This window comes from Pseudidiomarina aestuarii, from assembly GCF_048263735.1.
Classification (GTDB): Bacteria; Pseudomonadota; Gammaproteobacteria; order Enterobacterales; family Alteromonadaceae; genus Pseudidiomarina; species Pseudidiomarina aestuarii_B.
In genome coordinates this window covers 494,380-520,915 of record NZ_JBLXDX010000002.1, presented here as the reverse complement: position 1 = coordinate 520,915, position 26,536 = coordinate 494,380, and the positions used below count along the sequence as shown (strand labels likewise).

Here is a 26,536-nt window from a genome sequence, read left to right as displayed (position 1 = left end):
GTTCTGTATGGAAGGGCCATCGCTCAACGGATAAAAGGTACTCCGGGGATAACAGGCTGATACCGCCCAAGAGTTCATATCGACGGCGGTGTTTGGCACCTCGATGTCGGCTCATCACATCCTGGGGCTGAAGTCGGTCCCAAGGGTATGGCTGTTCGCCATTTAAAGTGGTACGCGAGCTGGGTTTAGAACGTCGTGAGACAGTTCGGTCCCTATCTGCCGTGGGCGTTTGAGAGTTGAGAGGGGTTGCTCCTAGTACGAGAGGACCGGAGTGAACGAACCGCTGGTGTTCGGGTTGTCATGCCAATGGCACTGCCCGGTAGCTATGTTCGGAATCGATAACCGCTGAAAGCATCTAAGCGGGAAGCGAGCCTCAAGATAAGCTCTCACTGACATGTAATTGTCCTAAAGGGTTGTTGAAGACTACGACGTTGATAGGCGGGGTGTGGAAGCGTAGTAATGCGTTGAGCTAACCCGTACTAATTGCCCGTGAGGCTTAACCATACAACACCGAAAGTGTTTATGGCTGTTGCCAAGAGAAAGACATAAGTTCGAGCACTTTATCGAAGTGGCTCAAGAGAGTGGCAAGACTTACCGAAGCCGGTAAGCCATTACGAACAATCAGACTTGTTAATGTTGTACCAGTTTTGCCTGGCGGCCATAGCGAAGTGGAACCACCTGACTCCATTCCGAACTCAGACGTGAAACGCTTCAGCGCCGATGGTAGTGTGGGGTCTCCCCATGTGAGAGTAGGACACCGCCAGGCTTCAAATAAACAAACCTCAGCCCAAAAGGGCTGGGGTTTTTTTATTTTCAATCAGACGAAGGTGTCCTACTCTCGAGTAGGGCGAAGCAGGGAATTCGAAAGCCTAACAGTTTAGGCTTTCGCCTGCGCAGCGGGGCGAGCTCTGCGAGTCCCTGGCAAACCGCCAGGCTTCAAATAAACAAACCTCAGCCCAAAAGGGCTGGGGTTTTTTTATGTGAAAAGTGAACTGAGAATAGGGAATAGCAAACCTAAACACTAAAAAGAGCCCTCTTTTAGGTTTTGTCTTTCCTATTACCTGTTCCCTATTCACTGTTCACTTTTAGTTATTCCCTGTTTGGTCGATATTCACTATCATATGTGTATGATCACGACGCATCGTAATGTCCCACTTATCAACCTCCATACATTTCAATTACCCAGCCTGGGTTCTGAAGTGCGTGAAATCGATGACGAATCCGATTGTCTAAAACTGCCGCAAGATAACTACTATGTTCTTGGTGAAGGCAGCAATACCGTATTTACTGAGAATTTCGGTCGGCCCATTGTATTGAACAAGATTAAGGGCATTACTCTCGAAGAAACCTACAGTGACTGGAAGCTCACGATCGGTGCCGGTGAAAACTGGCATAAGCTGGTAGTTTATTGTCTTCAGAGGGATATATTTGGCCTTGAAAACCTAGCGTTGATTCCGGGCACCGTTGGTGCTGCACCTGTTCAAAATATTGGTGCGTATGGACGTGAAGTCAGTGAGTTTATTCAGAGTGTTCGGGCATGGGATCGACAAGTGTTGGAGTTTGTCGAGTTCAATAATCAGGAATGCCAGTTCGGCTATCGAGATAGTATCTTTAAACGAAACCCCGAGCGCTGGTTGATTACCTCAGTTACTTTTGTGATTTCAAAAACGTGGCGCCGAGAAATGAGTTATGGCGAATTGCAGAGCTTGAATGGCGATGAAGTGAATGCATTCGATATATTTGAACGCGTGGTAGCGGTACGAACCCATAAACTGCCAGACCCCAAAACGACTCCGAATGCGGGAAGCTTCTTTAAGAATCCAGTTATTCCGGCGCGACATTACCAAGATCTATTATCAGAGTATGATGACCTACCGGGTTATCCAATTCCGAATGATTTAGTCAAAGTTCCAGCAGGTTGGTTGATTGATCGGTTAGGGTGGAAGAGGAAAGGTTGTGGCGACATTTTGGTACACCCACAACAAGCACTCGTGTTAGTGAATACTAAGCCCGGTAGTGGGCATGATTTGCTAGCACTCGCTCAATCTATCGTTCGGTCGGTGGCGGAAGCGTTTCAGATTCAACTCGAGGTGGAAGTGCGCCTCCTCGGTCCATCAGATTTAATAGAGATGTAGCTGATGACACAGAGACAAGAGCAAACATTGGTAAGATTAATTGAGATTCTCAGTGATGGACAGTTTCACTCGGGCACGAAGATTGGTGCTGAATTGGATCTCAGCCGTGCGGCCATCAATCAGCATATTAAAAAGTTATCCTCGTTAGGTCTCGATGTGTATAGCGTTACCGGGCGAGGTTATCGCTTCAACAAACCATTGCAACTTCTTGATGAGGCGAAATTAGCGAAGTTTTTGGATCGAGAAGGCGACGTTAATATGGTGCTTGAGCGTATCGTTGGCTCAAGCAATGATGTGTTAAAAGCTGTTATCAAGCAAACACCACAAACGGCAGGTTTTGCGGTGGTCGCCGAGGCGCAAACTGCAGGCCGTGGTCGTCGTGGTCGCAGTTGGAGCTCGCCATTTGGGACTAATCTCTATTTAAGCATGTATTGGCCGCTCGAAAATGGCATGAGTCAAGCGATGGGCTTGAGTGTGGCCATTGGTACCGCGATCGCTAAAGCTTTTGCGGAGTCTGGTATTCAGGCGGTGCAACTCAAATGGCCTAACGATGTCTTAATAGAGAAGCGTAAAATTGCCGGTATTCTGGTCGAGCTTGAAGGACAAGCGACCGGTCCGGCAACCGCTATTATTGGTATTGGTGTTAATTTGAGTATGCCTGAGTGGGCTGCTCGTGACATTGATCAACCTTGGATTGATTTAGAACAAGCGTTGGGCGGTGCTTTTGATCGTAACGAGTGGGTCGCACGTATCATCACCGCTGTTCGAGAAGCGCTAATGATTTATCAGAATCAGGGAATCAAGCCATTTCGTGAAAGCTGGAATCAATTTGATGCGTATCAGAATCAGGCCGTTAAATTGCTGATGGGAACACACGCTATTCGAGGCGTTGCCGTTGGCATAGATGAACAAGGTGCGTTGTTGTTAAAACGCGACGGTAAAATTGAAGCCTATCATGCAGGCGAGGTGAGTTTAAGAAATGATGAAGCAACTTCTCGTTGATGCCGGGAATACCCGGGTGAAGACTGCGTTAATGGATGCAGATGGTCATCTCGAACCACTTTTCAATGTGTCGTATTCGGAGCTTAAAAATACGAGTTTCCCAACCGATATAGAAAATGTTTGGATGGGCGCAGTGAGCAATCAGGAACGCATGACATTGCTCAGTGAATGGCTCAGTCAAACTTCGGTGAAGATCAGAGAAGTGCATTCGGAGAAAACTGCGTTTGGTGTGACCAATGCCTATGAGCAACCGGAAACCTTGGGAATTGATCGATGGTTAGCCATGATTGGTGCACACAGCGAACAACAACGCGCTACTTTAATTATTGATGCGGGTACGGCAATAACCGCGGACTGGTTAAACCCCGATGGTAGTCATCTAGGCGGCTGGATAGCACCAGGCGTCGATTTAATGCAGCAGGCAGTCATTGACCGGGCACCGAAGGTATTTCGCCATCACGATGGCTCTTGGGGCAAAGTGAACCAACTCGGCCTGTCGACCCCTGATGGTTTAAGTAACGGCTGCACGAACGCTATGGTCGGATTTATTCGACAAGCTCTCGCGGTAACGGAGACCGAACTTGACTGGTTTGATTATCGGATTATTTTTAGTGGCGGCTCAACCCCACTGATTCCGATTGAGTTGCGTCGTCGAGGAGAATTACGCACTGAATTAGTGCTTTATGGTTTGGCGAGGTACGCAGAGCAGAAATAAAAAGCGGCGCAGAAGCGCCGCTTTTGTGTGTTATTACGATAGTCGCGAACGGAAATCTTCGTAACTAAACGAGCGGATCAAATCGAACCGACCATCTTTGCGCAAGATCCCAATATGCGGATGTTGAACACCATTAAAGAACGTTGTTTTAACCATGGTGTAGTGCATCATATCTTCAAAAATAATTCGTGAACCGGGTTGCAGTGGCTCAGCAAAACTATAAAGACCAATCACGTCACCAGCTAAACAGGAATTACCACCTAACTTATATGTGTAGGGTAGTACACCCGGCTCACGAGCATCGGTAACGGCTGGGCGATATGGCATTTCAAGCACATCAGGCATATGCCCAGTTGCGGATACATCCAGAATTGCAATCAAGCCATCGTTCTCAATAACATCAACGACTTCGGCCACTAATGGACCGGTTTGCCAGGCGACAGCTGAGCCTGGCTCCAGAATAATGTCGATGTCGTAGGTTTCACGTAATCGCTTCAGTTGCGCAATGAGGTGATCGACGTCGTAACCTTGACGTGTCATGAGGTGACCACCGCCAAGGTTCAGCCACTTCATTTGCGGCAACCACTTCGCAAATTTCTGTTCGACAGCGGCTAATGTCCGCTCCAAAGCAAACGAATCACATTCACACAAATTGTGGACATGGAGACCTTCTATACCGATTAAATCCGCTTGCTCAAGTTCACTGGCACGAATACCTAAACGTGAACCTGGAGCGCTCGGATCGTACAACTCAGTCTCCGCCTCTTGGTGCTCCGGATTCACTCGTATTCCTGCTGAAACACCCGCGGCAAGCGTCTGCTCTTTGTAGCGCTGCCATTGATTCAAACTATTGAATGAGATGTGGTTAACGAGCGGCAGCAACTCATCAATTTCGCTTGGCTTGTAGCCGGGAGCATAGGCATGGACTTCACGCTGAAACTCGCCAGCTGCAAGTTTCGCTTCCCAGACAGAACTCGCGGTGCAGCCCACTAAGTATTCTCTGACCAGTGGGAAAGTACTCCACATTGAGAATCCTTTCAGCGCCAGAATAATGTGTGCGCCACTCTCTTGCTGCACCCGCTGCATTAGCTTGAGGTTGCGCTCAAGAAGCGCCTCATCACATACGTAACAAGGCGACGGAATCGCTGAATCTAAGTATTTATTGGTCATGTCATTAGCGCTTAAATGGCGATTCGCATTCTTCGACCTGCCACGGCAAGCCATATTTGTTCAGGCGCGCCATGAACTCATCTGGATCGAATTGTTCCATATTCCAAACGCCTGGCTTCATCCAGTGTCCTTGCAGCATCATTGATGCGCCAATCATAGCTGGGACACCAGTTGTGTAGGAAACTGCTTGCGCGCCAACCTCGGCGTTACACACTGCATGATCACAGTTGTTGTAGATGAAAATAGTTTTCTCTTTGCCGTCTTTGATACCCGTTACATAAGTTCCGATACAGGTTAGGCCTGTGTAGCCCTCGGCGAGAGAGCCTGGGTTCGGTAATACGGCTTTCAAAAACTCAAGTGGAACGATTTTCTGACCTTGGAATTCAATCGGCTGAATAGATGTCATGCCAACATTTTCCAAAACGCGTAAGTGGGTCAAATATTCCTGACCGAATGTCATCCAGAAGCGAGCACGCTTCAGCGTTGGAAAATGCTTAACGATAGATTCCAACTCCTCATGAAACAGCAAGTAAGATGCACGTACGCCGACGTTTGGATAATCGAGATCTTCGCGAACACTGATCGGGTCGGTTTCATGCCACTCGCCGTTTTCCCAGTATTTGCCACGTTGCGTGATTTCACGAATATTGATTTCTGGATTGAAGTTCGTCGCAAACGCTTGGCCATGATCACCACCGTTGCAATCGACGATATCCAGATAATGAATCTCATCAAAGTAATGCTTCGCTGCGTAGGCGGTAAATACGTTCGTAACACCCGGATCAAAACCTGCACCGAGTAACGCCATGATGCCTTTCTCTTTGAACCGCTCTTGATAGGCCCACTGCCACGAGTATTCGAACTTCGCTTCGTCTTTAGGTTCGTAGTTCGCAGTATCAAGATAATGAACGCCGGTTTCTAAACAGGCATCCATGATTGGGAGGTCTTGATAAGGCAGAGCAACGTTAATCACCAAGCTAGGTTGAACTTTGCGGATCAGATCTGCGACTTCACTGGCTTGATCAGCGTCCACTTTATAGACACCGACTACCCGATCTTTTCCGGCTTCAGCTTGCAACTGTTCGCATTTTGATAGTGTGCGACTGGCAAGGTGAATCTCTGAAAAATACTCCGGTAACATGGCGCATTTTTTCACGACCACGCCAGCAACACCACCTGCTCCAATGATTAAGACTCGAGACATGTATCAATACCCTTTTTGTCTAAATAGCCAATTTTGTCGGCAATGAAATTAAGGGCAAAAGATAGCACAAAAATAAGGATTTCGCATGAAATGTAAGGCGAATTACCGCGTTCGTTCTAAATACAGACGGGCCAATTGACGTAATTGAGATTGCATGGATGATTGATCAGGAAATCCGTATTTTTTGGCGAGCTCGGCAAGGGTTCCGCGCGCCTCCAATAAGCCGCCAGGGAGCTTCACTTCGTAGGCCGTTAATGACTTTTTATGATCGCACACGCGCCAAGCGAACTGCACGTCATTGAACGGTAAATGCCCGAATGCAAAACCGGCAAGTTGCTGTCTGGCAATGCTGTAACAGGACGGCGATAAGATGACCTCATGATGCTGTAACCAGCCAATTTCAGTCGAATAGTAGTGCGCCCAATTATCGATAAGAAGACGTTGGGTCGCTTTGAGTCCGCACGCAATCAGTGCGTTGGGAAAACCGCTGGCCATATTCATTTTTCGGCCCATGCGGAGAATCTGAAAATCAGCAGCTAGCCAGAACTTCATTACCCCAGGCTCGGCACCAAAGCTACTTCCCAAAGCATCCACGTCACTCTCACGTGCTCGCTGTTTCAATTCTTGTAACATCCGAAAACCGAGCCCTTGGCGTTGGAGCGCTGTAGCAACGGCGATGCGTGTAACTCGCCACCAGCGCCACGAGAGCGCCTCGGGTTGCTGCAAGTAGAAGCCAATTGCTTGCGGCATGATATTCCCCAAAAGTCTGCGCTCACCTTTGAGCACTGCGCCCTGAAGCGATTCCGTGAGCGGACCTTCTTCAACGTACCATATGACACCGATGACCGTCTGACCCGAATAGGTCACCATAAGGCGCTGATCATTGCCATCAAGAAGCAGTCTGAGGTCATTCGGACTACTTTGGTAATGAGCATCCAGTAACAGCGCCATGACGTCACGAAGTTCCTGCTCGGTGATTTGTGTCGCATGGCAATCGCGAATACTGATTTCTTTCTGCCTGGATTCAGGAATCGTGAGAGGTTCTGTCTGCAAAATCAACGCATCGCGAAGCCATTGTTCAGCGGGGTCATCTGGATGCCAGCGCAGTGGCTGAGTCAGTTCATGCGTTTTGCAGATTCGCCGTTGACGGAGCCAGTCGACAAAGCGAATTGCAAAGCCCTTTCCGCAACCTTCATAACCATCAATAGTGGTGGCAACCGCCCACACTGAGTAACGATCAACTAATTGCCGTAAAATATGCAAGGGAATTGCTGCGGCTTCGTCGATAACTAACCGCTTACCATGTCCGTCTGAGTCGGCTTGAAGTAATTTATCCCAAGGACGAAACACGGCAGCATCACCGGCTTGTTCGAGCAATGATTGGACGGCGTGTGGATGCGCCGCGGTAACGATGACAGGTTCTTTATAATGGTTATAGTAACGGCGACAAGCGACGCCCAATGTAGTACTTTTGCCTCGCCCTCGATCAGCCATAATCAGATGGCAGGTACCAATGAGGTCAGCCATAGTGGCACTCGCTTGAGTTTGCTCGTCGGTCAGTTCGAAGTCAGTTTTGACCACCGGCTTTAGATCGGGTAGTAAAGACCAGTCGAAGGTATTTGTGGGCGTCAAAACAATGACAGAGGAGCTCGTTTGAGCACACTGTAATAAACGCCTTTTGAATGCGCTCATTTGAGGTGGTAACACTACGATCAAGAGACCACCACCCGTGACGGTGCCCAAGCAAGCCGCCAGAGCATCCGCATGAATGCCTGTGCGCATATCAAGCACAACTCGTTGAGTCGTTCTGCCTAGACAATCTCGATAGCGATGAACGGCAATGTGTTGCGGATCGGAATCGCTTAGCCACAGGTCTACGGATTGTTGCTGTAACTGTTGAACGTTCTCGGCTAACCACGACGCATCGCCATCGAGCAGGAGCACGCCACGGTGACGTTGCTCCGCCAGTTTAGTGAGCATCTCTGGTAAGCGATTGATCATAGATTAACGTTATATTTTCACAGTCAGTGGCTGAGATCCAGAGAGTACCTGTTATTCGACTGCGAAGAAAGTCTACTCTGCGTTTAGTAGAGCAGACTGTACAACACGCGGCGATACTTGGTTGCGAGCGGATCACCTGGAGGTAACGCATTGAGCATATCAGTGGCCCGTTGGCGTGCGTCGGAATAGTTGAGGTCGTGCCGCAATACGCCGAAAATTTGTTCGAGAGCCTCTTCCATGCGTTTTGCTTCAAACAACTTAATGGCGAAATCCATTTTCAGTTCAAGGTTCTCTGGCTGAGCACTGAGTTGTTCGGCAAGTTCTCTCAGCTCGGGGGAGTCAGCAGCCTCGTCAGCCATCTTTAATTTGCTGACAAGATGCTGATAAAAACTGTCCTGATCCACCATACTGATTGAATCGAGGAGTTCACGAACTTGCTCGAGTCGGCCGAGTTCTAAAGCTGCTGCTGCCAGCACGAGTCGGGTTTGTGCTGCACTCGAATCGATATCAAAGGCCTGTTTCGCTAAACCATAGGCCGCTTCATAGTCGGTTGCCTCGAGTTGCTGCATTGCTTGTTCGATGAGCTCTTCACTCGGACTCGGCAGATGTCCTCGAATTCGCTCACGAATCGCAGTTTCGGGCTCAACGCCGGCAAAACCATCGACCGGTTGGCCGTCTTTAAAAAATGCAACGGTCGGCAAGTTACGAACACCGAATTGTGCTGCAAGCTGCTGTTGTTCGTCGCAGTTCAGCTTGGCCAGCACGACTGTGCTTGCATGTTCAGCCGCTAATTTCTCCAATGTGGGGAGCAATTGCATGCTGGGCTCATTCCAATCGGCCCAAAAAAACACCAGAACTAATTTAGATTGAGAACCTTCTAGAATGGTTTCTTGAAAGTTCTGAACCGTCACATCGACGATATTTGCTGCTGTCGAAAGCATAGTGACCTCAATAAATAAACTCTAATCAGTATTAGGAAAACCAGCGCAGTAGCTTTTGTTTAAAGGATGTATAGGGCGGATAGCGAAACTTGGGATCAAACCAGAATGGTCGCGACATCAACGCCTTGTGATGGCTAAAGGTGTCAAAGCCAAATTTCCCATGGTAACGGCCCATGCCACTCGGTCCTACACCACCAAATGGCAGCTCGGGATTGAGCATAAACATCAACGTGTCATTGTTGCACTGATTGCCCGCATGTGTGTTCTCTGTCAGTTGTTGCAAGGCTGAGCTATTGCTACTGAAACCATATAAAGCTAATGGTTTGTCACGTCGTTGAATGAACTCGATGGCCTCAGCTAAGTTATTCACTGGCAATACCGGCAGAATGGGACCGAAAATCTCTTCTTGCATGACCGCGCTGTCGGCTGTAACGGAAGTCAGTATGGTCGGTTCAATATAGCGCTCTTCACGCTCATAGCTCCCACCATGGGCGACCGTTCCATCGTTTAAATACTCGACCAGCCGTTGCCAATGTTGTTCATTCACAATGCGACCATAGTCACTGGCTTGATCGGCTTCTGCACCAAAAAATTCGTGAATAGCCTTCTTTAACTCGTCGACGAGCGCGTCATGTTGACGAGCGTCGACCAGAACATAGTCTGGGGCAATACAGGTTTGCCCAGCATTAATCCATTTACCCCATGCAATACGTCGAGCGGTGGTCGGGAGGTCCGCATCATTGAGCACCACCGCAGGACTCTTGCCACCCAACTCAAGCGTGACTGGGGTCAAGTGTTCTGCCGCTGCTTTCATGACAATACGACCAACGCGCCCACCGCCGGTGTACATGATGTGGTCGAAGCGCTCTGCCAACAATTGTTGAGCCGTTTCCGCGCCACCGGTAACGACCTTAATGGCCTTCGGATCTAAATAGTCGGGCAACAGGCGAGCCAACAATGTAGCTGTAGCATCAGCCAACTCGGACGGTTTAAGAACCGCACAATTACCTGCTGCTAAAGCGGCCACCAATGGACTGAGCAACAACTGAATGGGGTAGTTCCAAGCACCCATAATCAGAACCACACCGAGTGGTTCAGGTTGTAAGTAACTTTTACCTGGCCACGCGAGTAGCGGTTGGGAGACGCGCTTCGGGCGCATCCAGCGGCGCAGATGTTTCAAGGTATGCTTGATATCACTGCGCAAAAAACCAATTTCAGTTAGCCAACCCTCGGCGGTGGACTTCCCTAAATCGTCATGAAGTGCTTGTAATAGGTCTTCTTCATGTTCGACGATCAGTTTATCCAGTGCTTCAAGTTGCTGTTTACGCCAGCTATAGGAGCGCGTAACTCCAGTTGCGTAGGTAGTGCGCAGTGATTCAATCATGCTAATCCGCCTAAGGTAATATTCTTGGTTTCTTGGTATTCAGCCAAACCGTAGCGAGAACCCTCGCGTCCGATACCAGACTCTTTGACACCACCAAACGCATTGTAGGCATGCGATATGGCACCGGCATTAATACCTAGCATACCGCAGTCGAGTTGTTCGCTCACGCGATAGATTTGAGCGATATCTTGTGAACAAAAATAGCCTGCTAAACCAAATGGCGTTGAGTTTGCAGTGGTGACGGCTTCCTCCTCACTTGTAAAGGCTTGAATGGCAATAACAGGGCCAAAAATTTCTTCCTGTGCAATCGCCATGGTTGCTGCGACTTTTTTGAGTAGTGTCGGTGCGTAAAATTGTGGACCGAGGTCAGTCAGCACTTTGCCGCCACAAACAAGCTCAGCGCCTTGTTCTTGCGCTTCAGCGACTAAACGTTCGACTTTTTCAACTGCAGCGTCATCAATTAAAGGGCCATAGTCGGCATCTTCGGCGTCGCCAGCAGCAACTTTCAGGCTTTCCAAACGCTGCTCAAGACGCTTGATGAAATCATCTTCAATGGTTTCATCGACCAGTACGCGATTCGCCGCAATACAGGTTTGCCCCGCATTTCTGAATTTAGCAATCATGAGCTGATCAATCGCGTGTTCAAGATCGGCTGATTTGAAGACAATGAATGGAGCGTTGCCACCCAGTTCGAGTGATACCTTCTTCATGGTGCCAGAACATTGTTCCATGAGTTGCTTGCCGACTGCCGTTGAGCCAGTAAAAGTAAACTTGCGAACCCGAGGATGCGTAGTGAGCACCTCACCAACGGCTTTAGCATTGGTGGTCGGGACAATGTTGATGACTCCATCAGGGATACCTACTTCACTAGCGAGTTGCGCCAGAGCTAAGGCAGATAATGGTGTTTGCTGCGGCGGCTTGACCACAATAGTACAACCTGCAGCAAGTGCTGGCGCTACTTTACGAGTGATCATGGCATTGGGGAAGTTCCACGGTGTAATGGCTGTGCACACCCCGACGCCTTGTTTCGTAATCCAGCTTCGTTGCTGCGCTTGCGACTGCGGGAGGATATCGCCATAACTGCGTTCCGCCTCGCCAGCAAACCAATCAATAAAGCTCGCACCGTACTCAATTTCGCCAACGGCTTCAGCGACCGGTTTACCTTGTTCGGCGCTCATGAGCTCGCCGAGTGCTTGTTTGTTCGCCAAAATAGCTTGATGCCATTTACGCAGCACTGCGGCACGTTCGGCCGGAGTCTTTTGTTGCCATAAAGGCAGGGCGCGGTAGGCGGCATCAATTGCTCGCTCGGCCAATTGAGCGTCGCCATCAGCGACTTCTGTGATTACTTCAGCGGTCGCCGGATTCTTAACTGAAAAGCGTTCATCGGTAGGAACCCAATGCCCGTCAATGAAAGCATTGGTTTGTATAAGTGAACGTTTACTGTGAGCCATCTACATCTCCTCTACGTCGCTGTAGCAAACGACAATGGTACTTGAGTGAGTTCAGCTACTTATATACAAGAGTATTGAGGCTAAATACGCCAACTTCAACCGTAGCGACCAAATTGAGTTTTGCTTGTAATTCTTCGCAACCTCGCGTATAGTGCGCGCTCCTCAGGGTCATTACCGCTATTGATGGGAGCGGCTTTACCCCTGAATCGTTGGGGTAAACAGCGCCTAATTCCTGCCAGAGTGTTCATCATGTTCTGTTGCTTGGTGTATTCAGCCCCCTTGTAAGTTGAAGAGAGCTTACCGACGCCTTTTAGCGTGTCGCTGTGCGATTGCGTGCGCGGTAAACAGAACATTGTGAGAAAAATATGTCTGAAGTTATGACAGGCCTTTCCTTTGCGGAAATGGGTCTAGCCCCGATTATTGCAAAACAAGTAGAAGCCCTTGGTTTCTCAACCCCTACACCAATTCAAGCGCAAGCTATTCCAGCATTGCTCGCAGGTACAAACGTACTTGGTGAAGCGCAAACTGGAACCGGTAAAACAGCTGCGTTTGGTTTGCCAGGACTAACCTTGTTAGATCCGAAAGAGCGCAGCACGCAAATGCTCGTGGTTGCGCCAACGCGTGAACTAGCGATGCAGGTTGCTGCCGCTATTACCGATTTTGGTCAAAAAATGCGTGGTGTTGAAGTAGCAACCGTTTATGGTGGCTCTGCATTTGGCCCACAAATCAAAGCTTTGCGCGGTGGCGCACAAGTGGTTGTTGGAACACCAGGCCGATTACTCGATTTGTTGAATAAAGGCGTGTTGAACTTATCAGCGCTGCGTCTTGCTGTGCTTGATGAAGCCGATGAGATGTTGAACATGGGCTTCGTTGAAGATATCGAAACGATTATGGCGAAAGTTCCTGCGACGTCGCAGCGTGCGTTGTTCTCTGCAACCATGCCGACTGCTATTCGTAAACTAGCGAAAACGTTCCTTGTGAATGAAGCTGGTGAACAGCCATTAAACATCCAAATTGCTGCTAAAACGCAAGCACAAGCGACTATTCGTCAGCGCGCTTGGCAAGTACGCGGTGTTACTAAGATAACTGCCTTAGCACGTCTTTTAGAGACTATGGAGTATCAACGCGTATTGATCTTCGTCCGCACTCGTCAAGACACTATGGATCTGACCGAACAACTGCAACGTCTTGGCTTTAAAGCATCACCATTAAGCGGTGATCTGACCCAAGTCCAGCGTGAGCAAACCGTATCTCAGCTACGTAGCGGCCATGTCGAAATTCTTGTTGCGACTGATGTTGTTGCTCGTGGTCTTGATGTTCCAGAAATCACGCATGTCATTAACTATGACTTACCAGGTGATTCAGAGTCTTACGTTCACCGTATTGGCCGTACCGGCCGTGCTGGACGTAGTGGTGAAGCTATTTTGTTCTTCCGTCCGCGTGAGAAGCATTTATTGCGTCATTATGAGCGCCTTACCAACGGTACGATTGAATTTTTCGAAATTCCAAACGCGAGTGAGTTGAGCACGCATCGTCAATTGAAGCTGCTCAGCACCATTCAAGAATCGGTCGCGAAGCAAGATTTAACGCAGTTAACGACTATCGTTGAGAAGCTGCAAACCGAATCTGAATTGTCACTGCTGCAAATTGCGACCGCATTGTTGGCGCAAACTCAGCAAGCACGACCGTTGATTGTTGCTGATGATCCTAAAGTTCGCGAATACTCGGACAAACCAGAGCGTCGCGCCCGTGATGCGAAACGTGGTGACCGTCCTGAGCGTGGCGAACGACCAGCACGTGGACCACGTGAGTCACGTGACGCAAACATCGAGTTCGATACCTACAAAATACAAGTAGGTCGCGAGCACGGTGCTCGTCCACAGGATATCGTTGGCGCTATCGCGAATGAAGCATCAATGGATAGCCGTTTTATTGGTCAAATTCAGTTATTCGATGGCCATAGCTTGGTTGAATTGCCAAAAGGTCTCCCAGTAGCTGTGTTACGTGTGCTGCAAAAAGCACGGGTACGTCAGCATCAAATGGGTATGGAGTTGGCTGGTGAGCAGATTACCCGTAAGCCACGTGGTGACAAGCCACCTCGCGGTGAACGTCCAGCATTTAAAGGTGCTCCGAAACGAGCCGCCGGCGCTGGACGTGATGGCAAGGCTGACCGCGGTAGCCGCAGTCGCCGCTTTCAATAAGCGTTAACGAAGTATGAGACAAAGGCCGCATCTGATGCGGCCTTTTTTATAGTTCGTCGAGTGACTCTAGGTAATGGTCGGCTTGTTGTATGAGTTCTGCTTTGTCTGCATCGGCATGCTTTTCCCACTGTTTGGTAATCAATGCCATACGCGGATTTCGACTTAGCTCGTCGAAATGACGGTCAATAAAATGCCAATACAGACTATTAAATGGACAAGCTTTTTCACCTGCCTTGCGCTGAACCTCATAGTGACAGTCATTGCAATAATGCGACATCTTATGAATATAACTGCCACTGGAAATATAGGGCTTGGTGGCCAGTACACCACCATCCGCATATTGGCTCATACCACGCGTATTGGGCAGCTCAACCCACTGTAACGCATCAATGTAGATGCCCAAATACCAGCGGTCGACGAAGTCTGGGTGAGCTCCAATCAGCAGCGCAAAGTTTCCGGTCACCATCAGCCGCTGAATATGATGCGCATAGGCATAGTCGAGTGATTGGTTGATACTGTGCTGCAGGCAGGCCATCTTAGTTTTTGCAGTCCAGTAAAAATCGGGTAATTCGCGATTGTGGTTAAAATGATTCACCGATTCATAAGCGGGCATGCGCTGCCAATAAATGGCGCGTACGTATTCTCGCCAACCAATGATCTGACGTACGAAGCCTTCAATTTGTGCAAGCGTTACAGTGTCTTGATGCGAACGCCAGTACTCCAGAGCTTTATCGACTACTTCACGCGGCGTGATCATCTTGGTGTTGAGCGCAAACGATACGCGAGCATGATACAGCGACCAGCCCTCGGTGGTCATGGCATCTTGATAGCGACCAAAATGAATGAGCATATTTTCAATGAAAAAGGACAGTAATTCGCGAGCCTGACTGCGAGTTACCGGCCAAATGAGTTGGCGTGGTTCAGCGTGTCCCATAGTTTTGACTTCACAACGTTCAAGCATGGTATCAATAGCACTGACATCATTGGCAAAGCAGAGTGGTTGGGGAATATCGTGGTCGCGCGGTAATTTCTCACGATTCTCCTTATCGTAATTCCATTGTCCGCCTTCGGGCTTACCATCCGCCGTCATTAAGTAGCCTGTCTCTTTGCGCATGCGGCGATAAAAATGCTCCATGATGGTATTGGATTTACCGCTAAACCAGCGATCGAGGACATCACGTTGCGTTAGAAAATGTTCACTATCATGCCAGTGCACCGCACAGTTGGCAGTTTCAGCCCACTGTTGTAGTTGTTGATCGACACGGTATTCATCCGGTTGTTGCAGGTGAACATCTTGCGCTGTGGTTTGTTCAACAATCCAGTTGAGGTTTTCGGTCAGGCTGTGGGTGTTATCAGGTGCATCGAGTTGCAAATAAAGAACACGATGGCCGGCAGCCGCTAATGCATCAGCGAAATGCCGCATGGCGGCGAAAAAGGCGAGGATTTTTTGTCGATGATGAACGACATAATCGGTTTCCTGACGCATCTCCATCAACGCGAACAGGCGTTCATTATCGCTGGATTTATACCATGAGTGACCAGCATGCAATTGATCACCCATGATCAGAGCCACACTTGAGATCGGCTGGTCATTGATAGCTTGAGACAACTCAGAGCGGTTGCTGTATCGATTCGTCACGCAAATTCCAGAATTGAATGGTTATTGGCTTCACTTACGTGTTTCGAGTAGGTCTAGATCGTTAGAAATCCGTGAAAAGTGCAGCCAAACGTAGCTGTTATTGCATTTTTTTGGCATCATGCCGCTTAACTTGATAGCTCTCAATAGGTGCCCACATGCAACCGGTCAATGTAATCTGTATCAAATGGGGAACGAAATACGGTTCTGATTACGTCAACACACTGTATTCAATGGTCAGCAGACATTTATCGCGGCCTTTTCGTTTTGTTTGTTTCAGTGATGATCATGAGGGCATTCGCGAAGAAGTCGAAGTGAAACCAATTCCACCCATAGGTTTCGAAGACTTTGACCAGCGCAAGCCCTGGACCTTTGCACACGGTTGGCTGAAGCTCACTTGTTTTGCACAACCACTCTATGATTTAGAGGGACCCACGTTATTTCTCGACCTCGATATTGTGATTGTAGGTTCATTAGATGAATTCTTCGAACCAGAGGGCGAATTCCTAGTCATCAAGGAATGGGATAAGTCGGATGCGACTGGCAACACGTCTGTTTTTCGTTTCAATATTGGTGCGCATGTCGATGCCCTCGAACATTTAAAATCCGACCCAGTCGGGTCGCGCAAAGACGTGCGTAATGAGCAAGAATTTATCACTCAGTATGTGGCTCGCCAAGGTAAGCTGAAATACTGGCCAGCCGCTTGGTGTCGTAGCTTCAAACGGCATTGTTTACGTCCGTTCCCATTAAGTTTCTTTCAGGAGCCACGCATTCCTGAGGGCGCCAAAGTCATTATTTTCCATGGTCGTCCACATCCGGATGATGCCGTTGCTGGACGCAGTGGTAAATGGTATCGGAAGGTTCTGCCGACAACTTGGATCAGTGAATACTGGCGCTAAGTTAGTTCTATGCTGCGGACCTATAGCACGCTTATCAGCGGATTAAAGCCACTCATATTTGGTTATTTGTGGCTTCGCGGTCGGCGTGCACCAGAGTATCGTCAACAGTGGTCAGAGCGCACAGCGCGGCAATCCTTTAAGTTAGCGCAGCGTGATGGAATTTTGATTCATTGCGTGTCTGTGGGCGAAACGGTTGCTGCGCAATCATTCATCAAGCAAATCATAGCTGCTTATCCCCAACTCCCGATCACATTGAGTTCAATGACTCCAACAGCTCGCGCGCTTGCGCAGAAACTGTTTGGGGATCAAGTGTTTCACCTCTATTTACCCATTGATACTCGCTCTGCTGTGCAACGTTTTATCGCGGGGCTGCAGCCGCGTTATGTCATTATTCTGGAAACCGAGTTATGGCCGAATTTCTTAGCTGAATTGAAGCGCCGTCAGATTCCGTGTGCGTTGGTCAATGCTCGGTTGTCTGAGCGCTCTGCGAAGGGCTACCACAAGTATCGTTGGCTGATTGGTGAGCCTTGGTTGCAGTTAGACTATATTGCGACTCAAGATACCGCGACTACTCATCGAGTGCTTGAACTGAACGTTGACAGTGACAAGGTGATCACCATGGGGAACTTGAAATACGATTTCCAGGCACCGTCGACAACGCTGGAGGCTGGCGCGGTACTGAAACAGCAATGGCAGCGGCCAATTTGGGTCGCAGCGAGCACACACGCTGGCGAAGATGAGCAGTTGTTGGAAGCGCATAAAGAGGTATTAGCAAGTCATCCAAACGCCTTGCTGATACTCGTGCCTCGTCACCCTGAACGGTTTAATCAAGTCGCTAAGCTCATTGAAAACTTTGGTTTACGGAGTTGTCGCAGAAGTGCGGATGGAACTGTGTCTGCTCAGCATCAGGTCTTATTGGGTGATTCTATGGGCGAGTTGGTGCTCTGGTATGCCACCAGCCATGCAGCCTTCATTGGTGGTAGCCTCATTGAGCGGGGCGGACATAATCCGCTGGAAGCCATAGCGACCCAGACTCCTGTTGTTAGTGGTTCGCACACCTTTAATTTCACCGAAGTATACCAACGACTCGATGCAGCCAATGCGGTGCTGTGGGCAAATTCAACGGCCGAGATAGCAGCGGCGGTCAATCAGTTACTCGCCGATCGCGATGCAGCAGACCAGCAGACACAACGTGCTGCTGCTGAATTTTCGCGTGAATCGGGCGTGACAGCAAAACTAACCGACTCGATTCGGACTCGATTGCCGTCACCACAGGCCAACATAAGGACGCTCAGTATGATGCGCTCACTCAATTCCAAACCCGGCCAAACCATATGGTTTGATGAGACTTACTTCAATAATGTCAGCAGCGCTATGTTTCAAGCCGAATATTGGCGTGAGCGGGATGCAATTCGCGGTGCCGCAACAGGGCGTAGCACAGCTTTTTTTGTTGAAACGGACAAGCATCAGTTGCTACTGCGGCATTACTATCGCGGTGGATTAGTCGGGAAAGTGAATAAGGACAGATTTAAACGCGAACCTGTCGAGCAAAGTCGAGCAATGGCTGAATTTTCGTTGCTCCTGAAGCTGCGTGAACTCGAGCTTCCTGTCCCTAATCCAGTGGCTGCGCATTTCCAACTTGCGCCAGGTTGGGGCTATCGGGCGGATATTTTGGTTGAGGTGATTCCAGCCGCGGCTGATGTTTTTAAGCAATTACAACAAGAGGCGTTAGCGGCTGACTGTTGGCACTCGATTGGTGCCACCATCAAACAATTTCATCAATCTGGTGTTTATCATTCTGATTTGAATTGCCACAATATTCTTATCGATGAGCAACGCAAGGTTTGGTTGGTTGATTTTGATAAGTGTGGATTCAAACCCGCAGGAGAGTGGCAACAGGCGAATCTTCAACGTTTGCTCCGCTCCTTGTTGAAGGAACAAAAAAAAGCAGCCGAACAATCGACTGCTTTCCATTTTGATGAGGAGCGAGATTGGCCTCAGTTGCTGACTGGTTACGAATCTTAGTCGCGGATTTGTCCAGTACCAGTCACCACAAACTTTTCAGTAGTCAGCGCTTGCAGTCCCATAGGACCGTAGGCATGGAGCTTACTGGTTGAGATCCCAATTTCTGCACCTAAGCCCAGTTGACCGCCATCACTAAAGCGAGACGATGCATTCGCCATAGTCACTGCTGAATCAACGACGCGAATGAAGCGTTCTGCTGTCTCGTTATTTTCAGTTACGATAACTTCGGTATGACCGCTACCAAAATTCTGAATATGTTCAATGGCGGCATCAAAGTCTGCAACCGTGCGAACAGCAATTTCCAGTGCTAAATATTCTTCACCAAAAGCGTCATCGGCAATCACATCGGCATTGTCAAAGTACTTCGCTGATTTTTGGTCACTATGAATAACGACATCCTTCTCAGCTAATGCCTTTGCTGCCATCGGTAAGAATTTATCCGCAATAGCCTCGTGCACAAGTAGCCCTTCCAGCGCATTACAGACGCCAGTTCGTTGCGTTTTACCGTTCAATAAGATCTGCAGTGCTTTGTCGAGATCAGCGTCTTGGTCGACATATAAGTGGCAAACACCTTTGTAATGCTGAATCACTGGAATCTTACTGTTATCGCTAACAAAGTGAATGAGGCCTTCGCCGCCCCGTGGAATCACGAGATCAATGTACTGATCTTGCTTCAATAGCTCGGTCATCAACTCACGGTCAGGTGTAGGTACTACCGTGATGACGTCTTCAGGCAGGTTGCTGTCTTTCAACGCTTTATGTAATGCAGCAGCAATCGCCTTACTACTTTCGATGGCCTCGCGACCACAACGTAAAATCACTGCGTTGCCTGACTTAAAGCACAGTGCGCCGGCATCTGCTGTGACGTTCGGGCGTGCTTCATAAATCATGCATATGACGCCAAGCGGTATACGCATTTTATCCACTTGAATACCATTTGGACGGGTCGTGAAAGGGTAACGCTCGCCAACTGGGTCTTGAAGTTCAATAATCTCTTCAATAGCAGTAGCCATTCCCTCAACACGCTCAGGCGTGAGCTTGAGACGATCCATCATGGCATCTGATAAGCCTTTTTCAGCGCCACTGGCGAGATCTTTCTCGTTGGTCTTAATGATCTCGGCTTGAGCTGCACGAATAGCGTCTGCCATGCGTTGTAAGACAAGGTTCTTTTCTGCTTCATTCAGTGTGGCAACGGCACGTGCCGCAACCGCCGCACGTTTCGAAATTTCAGTTGCTAAGGAGCTATTCATACTTCCTCCAATATCATTAAATCGGTACTTTCGATGACTTCGCTAATTGGGCTGTAGCCGTATTGTTCAGCGATGCTGCTGGCTTCTTGGCCTTTAATATGCATCAGCTCGTGGGAGCTGTATTGGCAGATACCTTTACCAATTGCCTCTGCCGTTTCAGCATCACGAATCACGACCGCGTCACCGCGATTAAAATCACCCTGCACATCGACAATACCTGTCGTTGTCAGCGCGTTGCCTTGACGCAATGCTTCCGCAGTTTCTGTTTCGACTACTATTTCACCTTGTGAAATTAGCGTATGGCGTAACCAATGCTTTTTATTGCTCATAGGGTCTGATTGACGTTTGAACAAGGTGCCAGGATTTTCACCCTGCAGCATGAGTTCAAAGGATTCACCTTTGCGACCATTCACAATATAAGTATCAATGCCGTGCGAGGTTGCCTTTTCTGCTGCCTCTATCTTCGTGCGCATACCGCCTGTCGCTATTTTGTTTGTCGTTCCACCAGCTAAAGCGAAAATCTCTTCAGAAATTTCGCTGACTTCTGGAATCTTTTTGGCGTCTGGTTTCACACGTGGGTCTGCGTCAAATAAGCCGTCAATATCTGAGCAAATGATTAGAGCGTCGGCATCAACCAAAGTAGCCACCATGGCTGCTAAGTTGTCGTTATCGCCCACTTTCATCTCGTCGGTTGCGAGTGCATCGTTTTCATTCACAATGGGTAATACATCGTGTTCTAACAAAGTGCGAAGGGTGTTGCGAACACTCACGTACCGCGCGCGGTCTCTAAGGTCACCATGCGTCATGAGAACCTGAGCACAGGGGAAGTCAAAAAACCGTGACCAGTTGGCCATCATGTCAGTTTGACCTACGGCGGCCATTGCTTTTTTAACAGTGACCGGAATTTTGTCGCCGTCGAAACTAATGTGCTTGCGTCCAGCCGCGGCACTGCCCGATGACACTAAGACAACTTCTTGTCCACGTTCATGGCACTCGATGATAAACCGAGCTATTGCTAACAGGTATTTTGAGCTTGTACCTTTATCATCAGGCGCGATTAATGCGCTACCGACTTTGATAACGGCACGTCGCCAAGATGGCATTTTCATTCTATGTCCCTCTCGAAAATTCGTTCGTAGTCTAACAGATTTGGGCTGCTTTCTCTAGTTTGAGGGTATAAATGCAGGCTATGTCGGTCATACTGCTATTTATTTGATGCGAAAGCTGCGGATTCGTGATGTTTGTGTGAAAAAAGCGTAAAAAAAAGCCCCGCATTTGCGAGGCTTATTGAGTGGTTTATTGTGCGGGAGGCGTGTAGCCCTCAATTTTGATGTCTTTTCCTTCAAATAAGAAGGCTTTCATTTCAGTCTCGAGAAACTCTCGCGATTGTGGGTCCATCAAATTTAGACGCTTCTCATTAATTAGCATAGTTTGTTTCTTTTGCCATTCGGCCCACGCTTCTTTGGAGATGTTATTGAAGATCTTCTCTCCCAACTCACCAGGATAGAGCTGAAAATCGAGTCCTTCAGCTTCCCGCTGAAGGTATTGACAGAAAATGGTACGGCTCATAGTCGTTCTCCGCTACTACGCAAGGTATGAATAGGCTCTAGTTTACGATGTCCCGTAGGACCAAAGCAAACTTCATGATTCGTCGGAGTTTGGGCTAAGAGCGGATTCAATGAACTTCCGCATGGGCGCAGGTAAACCGACAGTATCGAGTTCATCGATGGTAAACCGAGACTGCTTATTGTCACTTTGGTCAGCTTCAGCGCGCCAAATACATGCATGAAGTTTGTAATGTGAGAACTGATGATGAAACTCACCTTTCGATGCAGCACTTGGAGCAGGGCTATCAATTTCTGGTAATGCCCAAAGTTTAGGCCACACGCTGTTGCCATTGCGCTGCTCAAGGAGTAAACCGTCGGCGTTTTGATCCCATACGAAGTGACCCACGCGCTTGGGTATGGTTTTTTTCGGAGCCTTTTCCGGCAATGCTTCGACTTCGTTGTGAGAATAAGCAAAGCATTCAATATGTAATGGACAGGCTTCACAAAGTGGCAGGCGTGGCTTGCAAACGATCGCTCCCAAATCAAGCAGCCCTTGCGCAAAACGGCGATTGTTTTGTGTTGGTGTGACTGCTTCAGCATGAGCCCACACCGTTTTAGAAAAAGCGCTGCTGTTAACCGGACCTCGAATGCCAAAGTATCGCGCAAACAGGCGCTTGACGTTGCCATCGACAATGACACCGCGTTGATTAAATGCAAAAGACAGGATCGCTCCAGCTGTATAAGGTCCAATTCCCGGAATTTTGCGTAATTGCTCCAGGTCTGCAGGAATTTCTCCGGCTAGCTTTTCGGTTATATAGAGAGCTGCACGGTGTAAATTTCGAGCGCGGCTATAATAACCTAAGCCTTGCCAACAATTAAGAACTTGGTCTTCGGTTGCCTGTGCTAATGCTGTGACAGTGGGAAAGTTTTGCATCCAGCGCTCAAAATAAGGAATTACCGTCGCTACTTGAGTCTGTTGCAGCATGATTTCGCTCACCAATACTTTGTATGGTGTGACGTTTAATTGCCATGGTAATTGATGGCGTCCATGTTGCTGCTGCCAAGCGTTAACACTTTCAACGAATGAAAACGTTGATAATTTGTGTGACAAAGAATTAAGTCCTGAAGTTTTAATTGGTTAGTGAAAGAAAATGCTTACCAAAATCTGTGCAAATATAACGTAAAGATGGAGTAAAACGAGCAATCTTTACAATTATGGTGTATATTGACGGCAATATTAATATTGATTCGGTGAGAATTAAAAGGAGCATCTCATGAAGCGATTAACAATTGTATCAGCTGCAGTTTTAGCGGCGATTGTTTCACTGCCAACAATGGCACGTGACAACGACACATTGGTATATGACTATTATGTCGGTCCGCGTATTGGACTTTTTGGGACTGACTCTGACCGTCTTGCCGTAGACAATGGAAGAATTGATAACTTCGCCGGTGGTTTCGATAGCGCTTTTGCGGGTATCGAGGGTGGTATGCAATTCACTCCAGAGTGGGGCTATCGTGCGTATTTCGATTATATACGTGGTGATGCGCAGTCTTTAGGTACGGTCGATGGAACCATTTTCGGTATCGACGTTATGTATAACTTCGACCAAAACTGGTACGGAACCATCGGTTTCAATGCAACGGACTACGCTGACCAAGTACATCGCTTTTACCGCGTTGGTTTGGGCCACAAAACGTTCTTGAACAACGATTGGGCGCTGACAGTTGAAGGTGCGGTACAGCAAGACGAAGGCGATCAAACTGAATTCTTAGTAATGACCGGTCTGCGTTACTACTTTGGCATGAACGGATATAATCCTAATGCAACTGCGGCGGCGGAAGAGCCAGCAGCAGCTCCGGCACCAGTTGTACGTGACAGCGATCGTGACGGCGTTCCAGATGAGCGTGATGCGTGTGCAGATACACCAGTTGGTTACAAAGTCGATGCAAATGGTTGTACTGTTTATGAAAATGAAACGGTTCGCCGTGACTTAGTGGTCACTTTTGGTTTCGATTCTTCAGTCATCCCTGCTGACCAGAAAGGTGATATCCGTGTAGCGGCTGACTTCTTGAAAGAATATCCGCAGCTTGATGTGACTATTGAAGGTCATACTGATAGCACCGGTCCAGCAGACTACAACCAATGGTTATCAGAGCAACGTGCGAAAGCTGTTGGTGATAGTTTAGTGTCTGACTTCGGTATCGAGCAGTCTCGTGTAAATACTGTTGGCTATGGCGAAACCAAGCCACGCGTAGCGAATGATACTCGTGAAAATCGTGCGATGAACCGTCGTATCGAAGCGAACATGTCAGTGACTAAACAAGTACCAGTAAAAGACTAATTACTGCGACTTAGACAAAGTCTCTAACAAAACTAAAGGCACGCCAAACTTGCGTTTGGCGTGCCTTTTTGCATAATGTGCCGCGCATTAAAAGCTTTGCATTCCAGATCCCAAATAAAGTGAAACAAAACCATGGCAGACAGTGAAGATAATTTGAAACGGGCGATTGCCGAAGATAAGTATATTCGGAAAATTCGCAGTTTTGTGAAGCGCGAAGGGCGGCTGACCAAAGGGCAAGCCTCCGCGATTGAACGTAACTGGGCTGGCATGGGATTAGATTATTCAGGTAGTCGTTATGACCTCAAAGATATCTTTGGTCGTGAGGCACCGACTGTGCTCGAAATTGGTTTTGGTATGGGGCAGTCTCTCGTCGCTATGGCTGCTGCTGCGCCAGAGAAGAATTTTATCGGTGTTGAAGTACACCGTCCTGGAGTGGGTGCCTGTTTGCATGAAGCTGAAGCAAACGAGCTGACTAATTTGCGCCTGATCGAACACGACGCCGTTGAAGTTATTGAAAACTGCCTCGATGAGGGCAGTCTCTCCACGGTTCAGATATTTTTCCCCGATCCGTGGCATAAAAAACGTCACCACAAAAGACGTCTTATTCAACCTGCATTTATTGAGCTTTTACGCCCGAAGTTGCAACTGGGTGGAGTGATTCACTTAGCGACAGATTGGGAAAACTATGCCGAACATATGCTGGAAGTGATGCAGGGTTCTGAACACTTTCGTAACTTAGCGGCAACGGGTGATTATATTCCGCGTCCAGCCGAGAGACCGCTCACCAAATTTGAAAACCGCGGCGAAAAACTCGGGCACGGTGTTTGGGATTTAAAGTTCGAGCGAATTGCTTAAATTTAAATCAATTGGTCGAGAATATTATTCATATAACGGCGCCCGAGTGGCGTCGTTTGCCATTCTGTCGGAGTCGAAGTTAGTAACCCTTGCTTCACTGCTGCAGCGATAGCGGATTCGGCAAGTTCGACGGCGAGCCCAGTACGCTCTGAGAATCGAACTTTCGGGATGGCCTCATTCAAGCGCAGTTGATTCATAAAGAACTCATACACTAATTCATCAGTTGGCACGGTCCACTGCTTGTATCGAAGTGGCCGCGTCAAATCTAGATAGCCTTGAGGATGCTTTATCTTCTCACAGCGTTGAATTTGCTGTGCGGCTGGTTGTGTTACTTTACTGTGTGCGCCACAACCAATGCCCAAATAATCGCCGTAAGTCCAATAATTGCGATTATGCGCGCTTTGATGTCCCGGTTTGGCATACGCGCTGACTTCATAATGTTCATAGCCTGCGCTCAAGAGTAATTCGTGCCCCCGTTCTTGTATTTCGGCGAGCCGATCATCGTCGGGTAGTTGCGGCGGACGACTAGCAAATGCGGTATTCGGCTCAATCGTCAATTGATACCAAGATAAGTGCGGTGGTTCGAGAGCAAGTGCTTGTTCAAGATCGGCCAATGCCTGTTCTAAGGTTTGCTGCGGTAATCCATGCATCAAATCTAAGTTGAAACTCCGCAATGGCAAGCTTTGTGCGTGTGTAGCGGCTGCTATTGCTTGCTCAGGGTCATGGATGCGACCTAAGCGCTGTAGGTGCTCGCTGTGGAAGCTCTGGACACCAATCGAGAGTCGATTAATACCTGCGCTTACAAAACCAGAGAATCGTTCGGTTTCAAAAGTTCCGGGATTCGCTTCCAGCGTGATTTCGGCATGTTTCGCGATAGGAACAGAGGCGTTGATTCCATCGAGAAGTCTGGCGACTGCATCGGCACTGAGGAGACTTGGCGTTCCGCCACCAATAAAAATAGAATGTAATTCTCGATCTTGCGCCCACTCCATGTCCGCGCGCAAGTCGTCTAGTAGTCTACTGATGTATTCTTGTTCGGGTAAACCACCTTTGAGGGCATGTGAATTAAAGTCACAATAGGGGCATTTTTGAATACACCAGGGAACATGGGCATAGAGCGAAAGTGGGGGGAGTTTCACGAACGCTCATCCATAGCTAACAGCAATTGTTGTAATGCTTTCCCGCGATGGCTCAATTGACGTTTGACTGCAGGCTCGAGTTCGGCTGCTGTACATTGATGGCTGTCGACCCAAAAAATCGGATCGTAACCAAAACCTTGTGAGCCACTCGCCTGTGTTGTAATGGAGCCATGCCACGTGCCATGACAAACTACAGGAGTTGGATCATGAGCATGGCGTAAGTAGACCAGAACACAGTGAAACTGCGCTGTACGCTGCTCAGGAGGAACATCGACTAGCTGTTTGAGTAGTTTCTCAAGGTTCTCTTGATCTGACGCTTTAGCGCCTGCGTAGCGAGCGGAATAAATTCCAGGTTCACCGCCTAAGGCATCAACTGCCAGACCGGAATCATCGGCAAGAGCCGGCAATCCAGTCAATGTTGCGGCATGACGGGCTTTGATGATGGCATTTTCGATAAAGGTAAGCCCCGTTTCTTCGGCTTCAGCAAAATTCCACTCCGTTTGCGCCCGGACCGACCATGATTTGGGCGCAAGCATGGCTTGCAACTCCTTTACTTTGCCTTGGTTGCCGGTCGCTAACACGATTTCTTGCATCGAGGTTTACCTATTTCGGTGTGGTGTTGGTATTATACGGACT

General features: G+C 48.5%; 21 protein-coding genes and 2 rRNA genes. 10 read left to right on the top strand and 13 right to left on the bottom strand.

All coding sequences use genetic code 11. The features are described 5' to 3' along the window. The 5 genes from ACN0S4_RS07110 to ACN0S4_RS07090 all read left to right on the top strand — a co-directional run. Positions 1 to 504 (top strand): 23S ribosomal RNA (locus ACN0S4_RS07110); the annotation flags it as partial. 146 nt (positions 505 to 650) lie between these two features. Further along, positions 651 to 766 (top strand): 5S ribosomal RNA (gene rrf / locus ACN0S4_RS07105). Positions 767 to 1,127: 361 nt separating this feature from the next. Further along, positions 1,128 to 2,135, top strand: a complete 1,008-nt coding sequence (gene murB / locus ACN0S4_RS07100) for a UDP-N-acetylmuramate dehydrogenase (protein ID WP_417656992.1) — start codon at positions 1,128 to 1,130, stop codon at positions 2,133 to 2,135. A gap of 3 nt (positions 2,136 to 2,138) precedes the next feature. Continuing rightward, on the top strand, positions 2,139 to 3,137 hold the full coding sequence (birA, locus tag ACN0S4_RS07095; RefSeq protein ID WP_417656991.1) for a bifunctional biotin--[acetyl-CoA-carboxylase] ligase/biotin operon repressor BirA: 999 nt from the start codon (positions 2,139 to 2,141) through the stop codon (positions 3,135 to 3,137). Next, positions 3,115 to 3,852, top strand: coding sequence for a type III pantothenate kinase (locus ACN0S4_RS07090; protein WP_417656990.1), 738 nt, complete (start codon positions 3,115 to 3,117; stop codon positions 3,850 to 3,852). Before birA ends, ACN0S4_RS07090 begins: the two co-directional genes overlap by 23 nt. A 33-nt stretch (positions 3,853 to 3,885) precedes the next feature. On the opposite strand, the gene nspC is transcribed toward ACN0S4_RS07090, so the two are convergent. From nspC to ACN0S4_RS07060, 6 genes are all read right to left on the bottom strand, one after another. After that, positions 3,886 to 5,022: a carboxynorspermidine decarboxylase gene (gene nspC / locus ACN0S4_RS07085; protein WP_417656989.1), complete on the bottom strand. Its 1,137-nt coding sequence runs from the start codon at positions 5,020 to 5,022 to the stop codon at positions 3,886 to 3,888. 4 nt (positions 5,023 to 5,026) lie between these two features. Continuing rightward, entirely contained in the window at positions 5,027 to 6,226 is a 1,200-nt protein-coding gene (locus ACN0S4_RS07080; protein ID WP_417656988.1) for a saccharopine dehydrogenase family protein, read from the bottom strand. A gap of 102 nt (positions 6,227 to 6,328) precedes the next feature. Continuing rightward, positions 6,329 to 8,227 carry a GNAT family N-acetyltransferase gene (locus ACN0S4_RS07075; RefSeq protein WP_417656987.1) on the bottom strand — a complete coding sequence of 633 codons (1,899 nt, stop codon included), beginning with the start codon at positions 8,225 to 8,227 and terminating at the stop codon, positions 6,329 to 6,331. Between the two features lie 83 nt (positions 8,228 to 8,310). Beyond that, positions 8,311 to 9,168, bottom strand: a complete 858-nt coding sequence (locus ACN0S4_RS07070) for a tetratricopeptide repeat protein (protein WP_417656986.1) — start codon at positions 9,166 to 9,168, stop codon at positions 8,311 to 8,313. Between the two features lie 31 nt (positions 9,169 to 9,199). After that, entirely contained in the window at positions 9,200 to 10,552 is a 1,353-nt protein-coding gene (locus ACN0S4_RS07065) for an aldehyde dehydrogenase family protein (protein ID WP_417656985.1), read from the bottom strand. Beyond that, positions 10,549 to 12,003, bottom strand: a complete 1,455-nt coding sequence (locus ACN0S4_RS07060; protein ID WP_417656984.1) for an NAD-dependent succinate-semialdehyde dehydrogenase — start codon at positions 12,001 to 12,003, stop codon at positions 10,549 to 10,551. The genes ACN0S4_RS07065 and ACN0S4_RS07060 overlap by 4 nt, the downstream gene beginning before the upstream one ends. 365 nt (positions 12,004 to 12,368) lie before the next feature. Between ACN0S4_RS07060 and ACN0S4_RS07055 the strand changes: the two genes are divergently transcribed. Continuing rightward, positions 12,369 to 14,204 carry a DEAD/DEAH box helicase gene (locus tag ACN0S4_RS07055; protein ID WP_417656983.1) on the top strand — a complete coding sequence of 612 codons (1,836 nt, stop codon included), beginning with the start codon at positions 12,369 to 12,371 and terminating at the stop codon, positions 14,202 to 14,204. Between the two features lie 46 nt (positions 14,205 to 14,250). On the opposite strand, the gene ACN0S4_RS07050 is transcribed toward ACN0S4_RS07055, so the two are convergent. Beyond that, a complete protein-coding gene (locus tag ACN0S4_RS07050; RefSeq protein WP_417656982.1) occupies positions 14,251 to 15,843 on the bottom strand; it encodes a cryptochrome/photolyase family protein in 1,593 nt (530 codons plus the stop codon). Positions 15,844 to 15,998: 155 nt separating this feature from the next. Here ACN0S4_RS07050 and ACN0S4_RS07045 point away from each other — a divergent pair, with 155 nt between their 5' ends. Beyond that, positions 15,999 to 16,739: a glycosyltransferase gene (locus ACN0S4_RS07045; RefSeq protein WP_417656981.1), complete on the top strand. Its 741-nt coding sequence runs from the start codon at positions 15,999 to 16,001 to the stop codon at positions 16,737 to 16,739. A gap of 9 nt (positions 16,740 to 16,748) precedes the next feature. Continuing rightward, on the top strand, positions 16,749 to 18,764 hold the full coding sequence (gene waaA / locus ACN0S4_RS07040; protein ID WP_417656980.1) for a lipid IV(A) 3-deoxy-D-manno-octulosonic acid transferase: 2,016 nt from the start codon (positions 16,749 to 16,751) through the stop codon (positions 18,762 to 18,764). Here waaA and ACN0S4_RS07035 read toward each other — a convergent pair. The 4 genes from ACN0S4_RS07035 to mutY all read right to left on the bottom strand — a co-directional run bounded on the left by ACN0S4_RS07035 (position 18,761) and on the right by mutY (position 22,672). Further along, positions 18,761 to 20,014 (bottom strand): glutamate-5-semialdehyde dehydrogenase, encoded by a 1,254-nt coding sequence (locus tag ACN0S4_RS07035; protein WP_417656979.1) that lies wholly within the window; start codon positions 20,012 to 20,014, stop codon positions 18,761 to 18,763. The genes waaA and ACN0S4_RS07035 overlap by 4 nt on opposite strands. After that, positions 20,011 to 21,123, bottom strand: a complete 1,113-nt coding sequence (gene proB / locus ACN0S4_RS07030; protein ID WP_417656978.1) for a glutamate 5-kinase — start codon at positions 21,121 to 21,123, stop codon at positions 20,011 to 20,013. The genes ACN0S4_RS07035 and proB overlap by 4 nt, the downstream gene beginning before the upstream one ends. A gap of 187 nt (positions 21,124 to 21,310) precedes the next feature. Then, positions 21,311 to 21,583: an oxidative damage protection protein gene (locus tag ACN0S4_RS07025; RefSeq protein ID WP_169929386.1), complete on the bottom strand. Its 273-nt coding sequence runs from the start codon at positions 21,581 to 21,583 to the stop codon at positions 21,311 to 21,313. A gap of 72 nt (positions 21,584 to 21,655) precedes the next feature. Then, positions 21,656 to 22,672 (bottom strand): A/G-specific adenine glycosylase, encoded by a 1,017-nt coding sequence (gene mutY, locus ACN0S4_RS07020; RefSeq protein ID WP_417656977.1) that lies wholly within the window; start codon positions 22,670 to 22,672, stop codon positions 21,656 to 21,658. A gap of 163 nt (positions 22,673 to 22,835) precedes the next feature. Between mutY and ACN0S4_RS07015 the strand changes: the two genes are divergently transcribed. Together ACN0S4_RS07015 and trmB are read left to right on the top strand one after the other, a co-directional pair. Further along, positions 22,836 to 23,906 (top strand): OmpA family protein, encoded by a 1,071-nt coding sequence (locus tag ACN0S4_RS07015; RefSeq protein WP_417656976.1) that lies wholly within the window; start codon positions 22,836 to 22,838, stop codon positions 23,904 to 23,906. A 132-nt stretch (positions 23,907 to 24,038) separates the two neighbouring features. Continuing rightward, entirely contained in the window at positions 24,039 to 24,761 is a 723-nt protein-coding gene (trmB, locus tag ACN0S4_RS07010) for a tRNA (guanosine(46)-N7)-methyltransferase TrmB (protein ID WP_417656975.1), read from the top strand. A gap of 2 nt (positions 24,762 to 24,763) precedes the next feature. On the opposite strand, the gene hemW is transcribed toward trmB, so the two are convergent. Next, the gene (gene hemW, locus ACN0S4_RS07005; RefSeq protein ID WP_417656974.1) at positions 24,764 to 25,900 is read right to left on the bottom strand and encodes a radical SAM family heme chaperone HemW; all 1,137 of its coding nucleotides are present in this window, start codon (positions 25,898 to 25,900) and stop codon (positions 24,764 to 24,766) included. After that, entirely contained in the window at positions 25,897 to 26,493 is a 597-nt protein-coding gene (gene rdgB, locus ACN0S4_RS07000; protein WP_417656973.1) for an RdgB/HAM1 family non-canonical purine NTP pyrophosphatase, read from the bottom strand. The genes hemW and rdgB overlap by 4 nt, the downstream gene beginning before the upstream one ends. Between the last annotated feature and the right edge of the window lie 43 nt (positions 26,494 to 26,536).

What these genes read in the sequence shown, in the direction of transcription:
- ACN0S4_RS07090 (WP_417656990.1), top strand. Translation starts at nt 3,115, where the DNA reads ATGATGAAGCAACTTCTCGTTGATGCCGGGAATACCCGGGTGAAGACT.
- ACN0S4_RS07055 (WP_417656983.1), top strand. Translation starts at nt 12,369, where the DNA reads ATGTCTGAAGTTATGACAGGCCTTTCCTTTGCGGAAATGGGTCTAGCC.
- ACN0S4_RS07025 (WP_169929386.1), bottom strand. Translation starts at nt 21,583, where the DNA reads ATGAGCCGTACCATTTTCTGTCAATACCTTCAGCGGGAAGCTGAAGGA.
- murB (WP_417656992.1), top strand. Translation starts at nt 1,128, where the DNA reads ATGATCACGACGCATCGTAATGTCCCACTTATCAACCTCCATACATTT.
- nspC (WP_417656989.1), bottom strand. Translation starts at nt 5,022, where the DNA reads ATGACCAATAAATACTTAGATTCAGCGATTCCGTCGCCTTGTTACGTA.
- ACN0S4_RS07060 (WP_417656984.1), bottom strand. Translation starts at nt 12,003, where the DNA reads ATGGCTCACAGTAAACGTTCACTTATACAAACCAATGCTTTCATTGAC.
- trmB (WP_417656975.1), top strand. Translation starts at nt 24,039, where the DNA reads ATGGCAGACAGTGAAGATAATTTGAAACGGGCGATTGCCGAAGATAAG.
- rdgB (WP_417656973.1), bottom strand. Translation starts at nt 26,493, where the DNA reads ATGCAAGAAATCGTGTTAGCGACCGGCAACCAAGGCAAAGTAAAGGAG.
- birA (WP_417656991.1), top strand. Translation starts at nt 2,139, where the DNA reads ATGACACAGAGACAAGAGCAAACATTGGTAAGATTAATTGAGATTCTC.
- ACN0S4_RS07045 (WP_417656981.1), top strand. Translation starts at nt 15,999, where the DNA reads ATGCAACCGGTCAATGTAATCTGTATCAAATGGGGAACGAAATACGGT.
- waaA (WP_417656980.1), top strand. Translation starts at nt 16,749, where the DNA reads ATGCTGCGGACCTATAGCACGCTTATCAGCGGATTAAAGCCACTCATA.
- ACN0S4_RS07080 (WP_417656988.1), bottom strand. Translation starts at nt 6,226, where the DNA reads ATGTCTCGAGTCTTAATCATTGGAGCAGGTGGTGTTGCTGGCGTGGTC.
- ACN0S4_RS07075 (WP_417656987.1), bottom strand. Translation starts at nt 8,227, where the DNA reads ATGATCAATCGCTTACCAGAGATGCTCACTAAACTGGCGGAGCAACGT.
- proB (WP_417656978.1), bottom strand. Translation starts at nt 21,123, where the DNA reads ATGAAAATGCCATCTTGGCGACGTGCCGTTATCAAAGTCGGTAGCGCA.
- ACN0S4_RS07035 (WP_417656979.1), bottom strand. Translation starts at nt 20,014, where the DNA reads ATGAATAGCTCCTTAGCAACTGAAATTTCGAAACGTGCGGCGGTTGCG.
- ACN0S4_RS07015 (WP_417656976.1), top strand. Translation starts at nt 22,836, where the DNA reads ATGAAGCGATTAACAATTGTATCAGCTGCAGTTTTAGCGGCGATTGTT.
- ACN0S4_RS07065 (WP_417656985.1), bottom strand. Translation starts at nt 10,552, where the DNA reads ATGATTGAATCACTGCGCACTACCTACGCAACTGGAGTTACGCGCTCC.
- ACN0S4_RS07070 (WP_417656986.1), bottom strand. Translation starts at nt 9,168, where the DNA reads ATGCTTTCGACAGCAGCAAATATCGTCGATGTGACGGTTCAGAACTTT.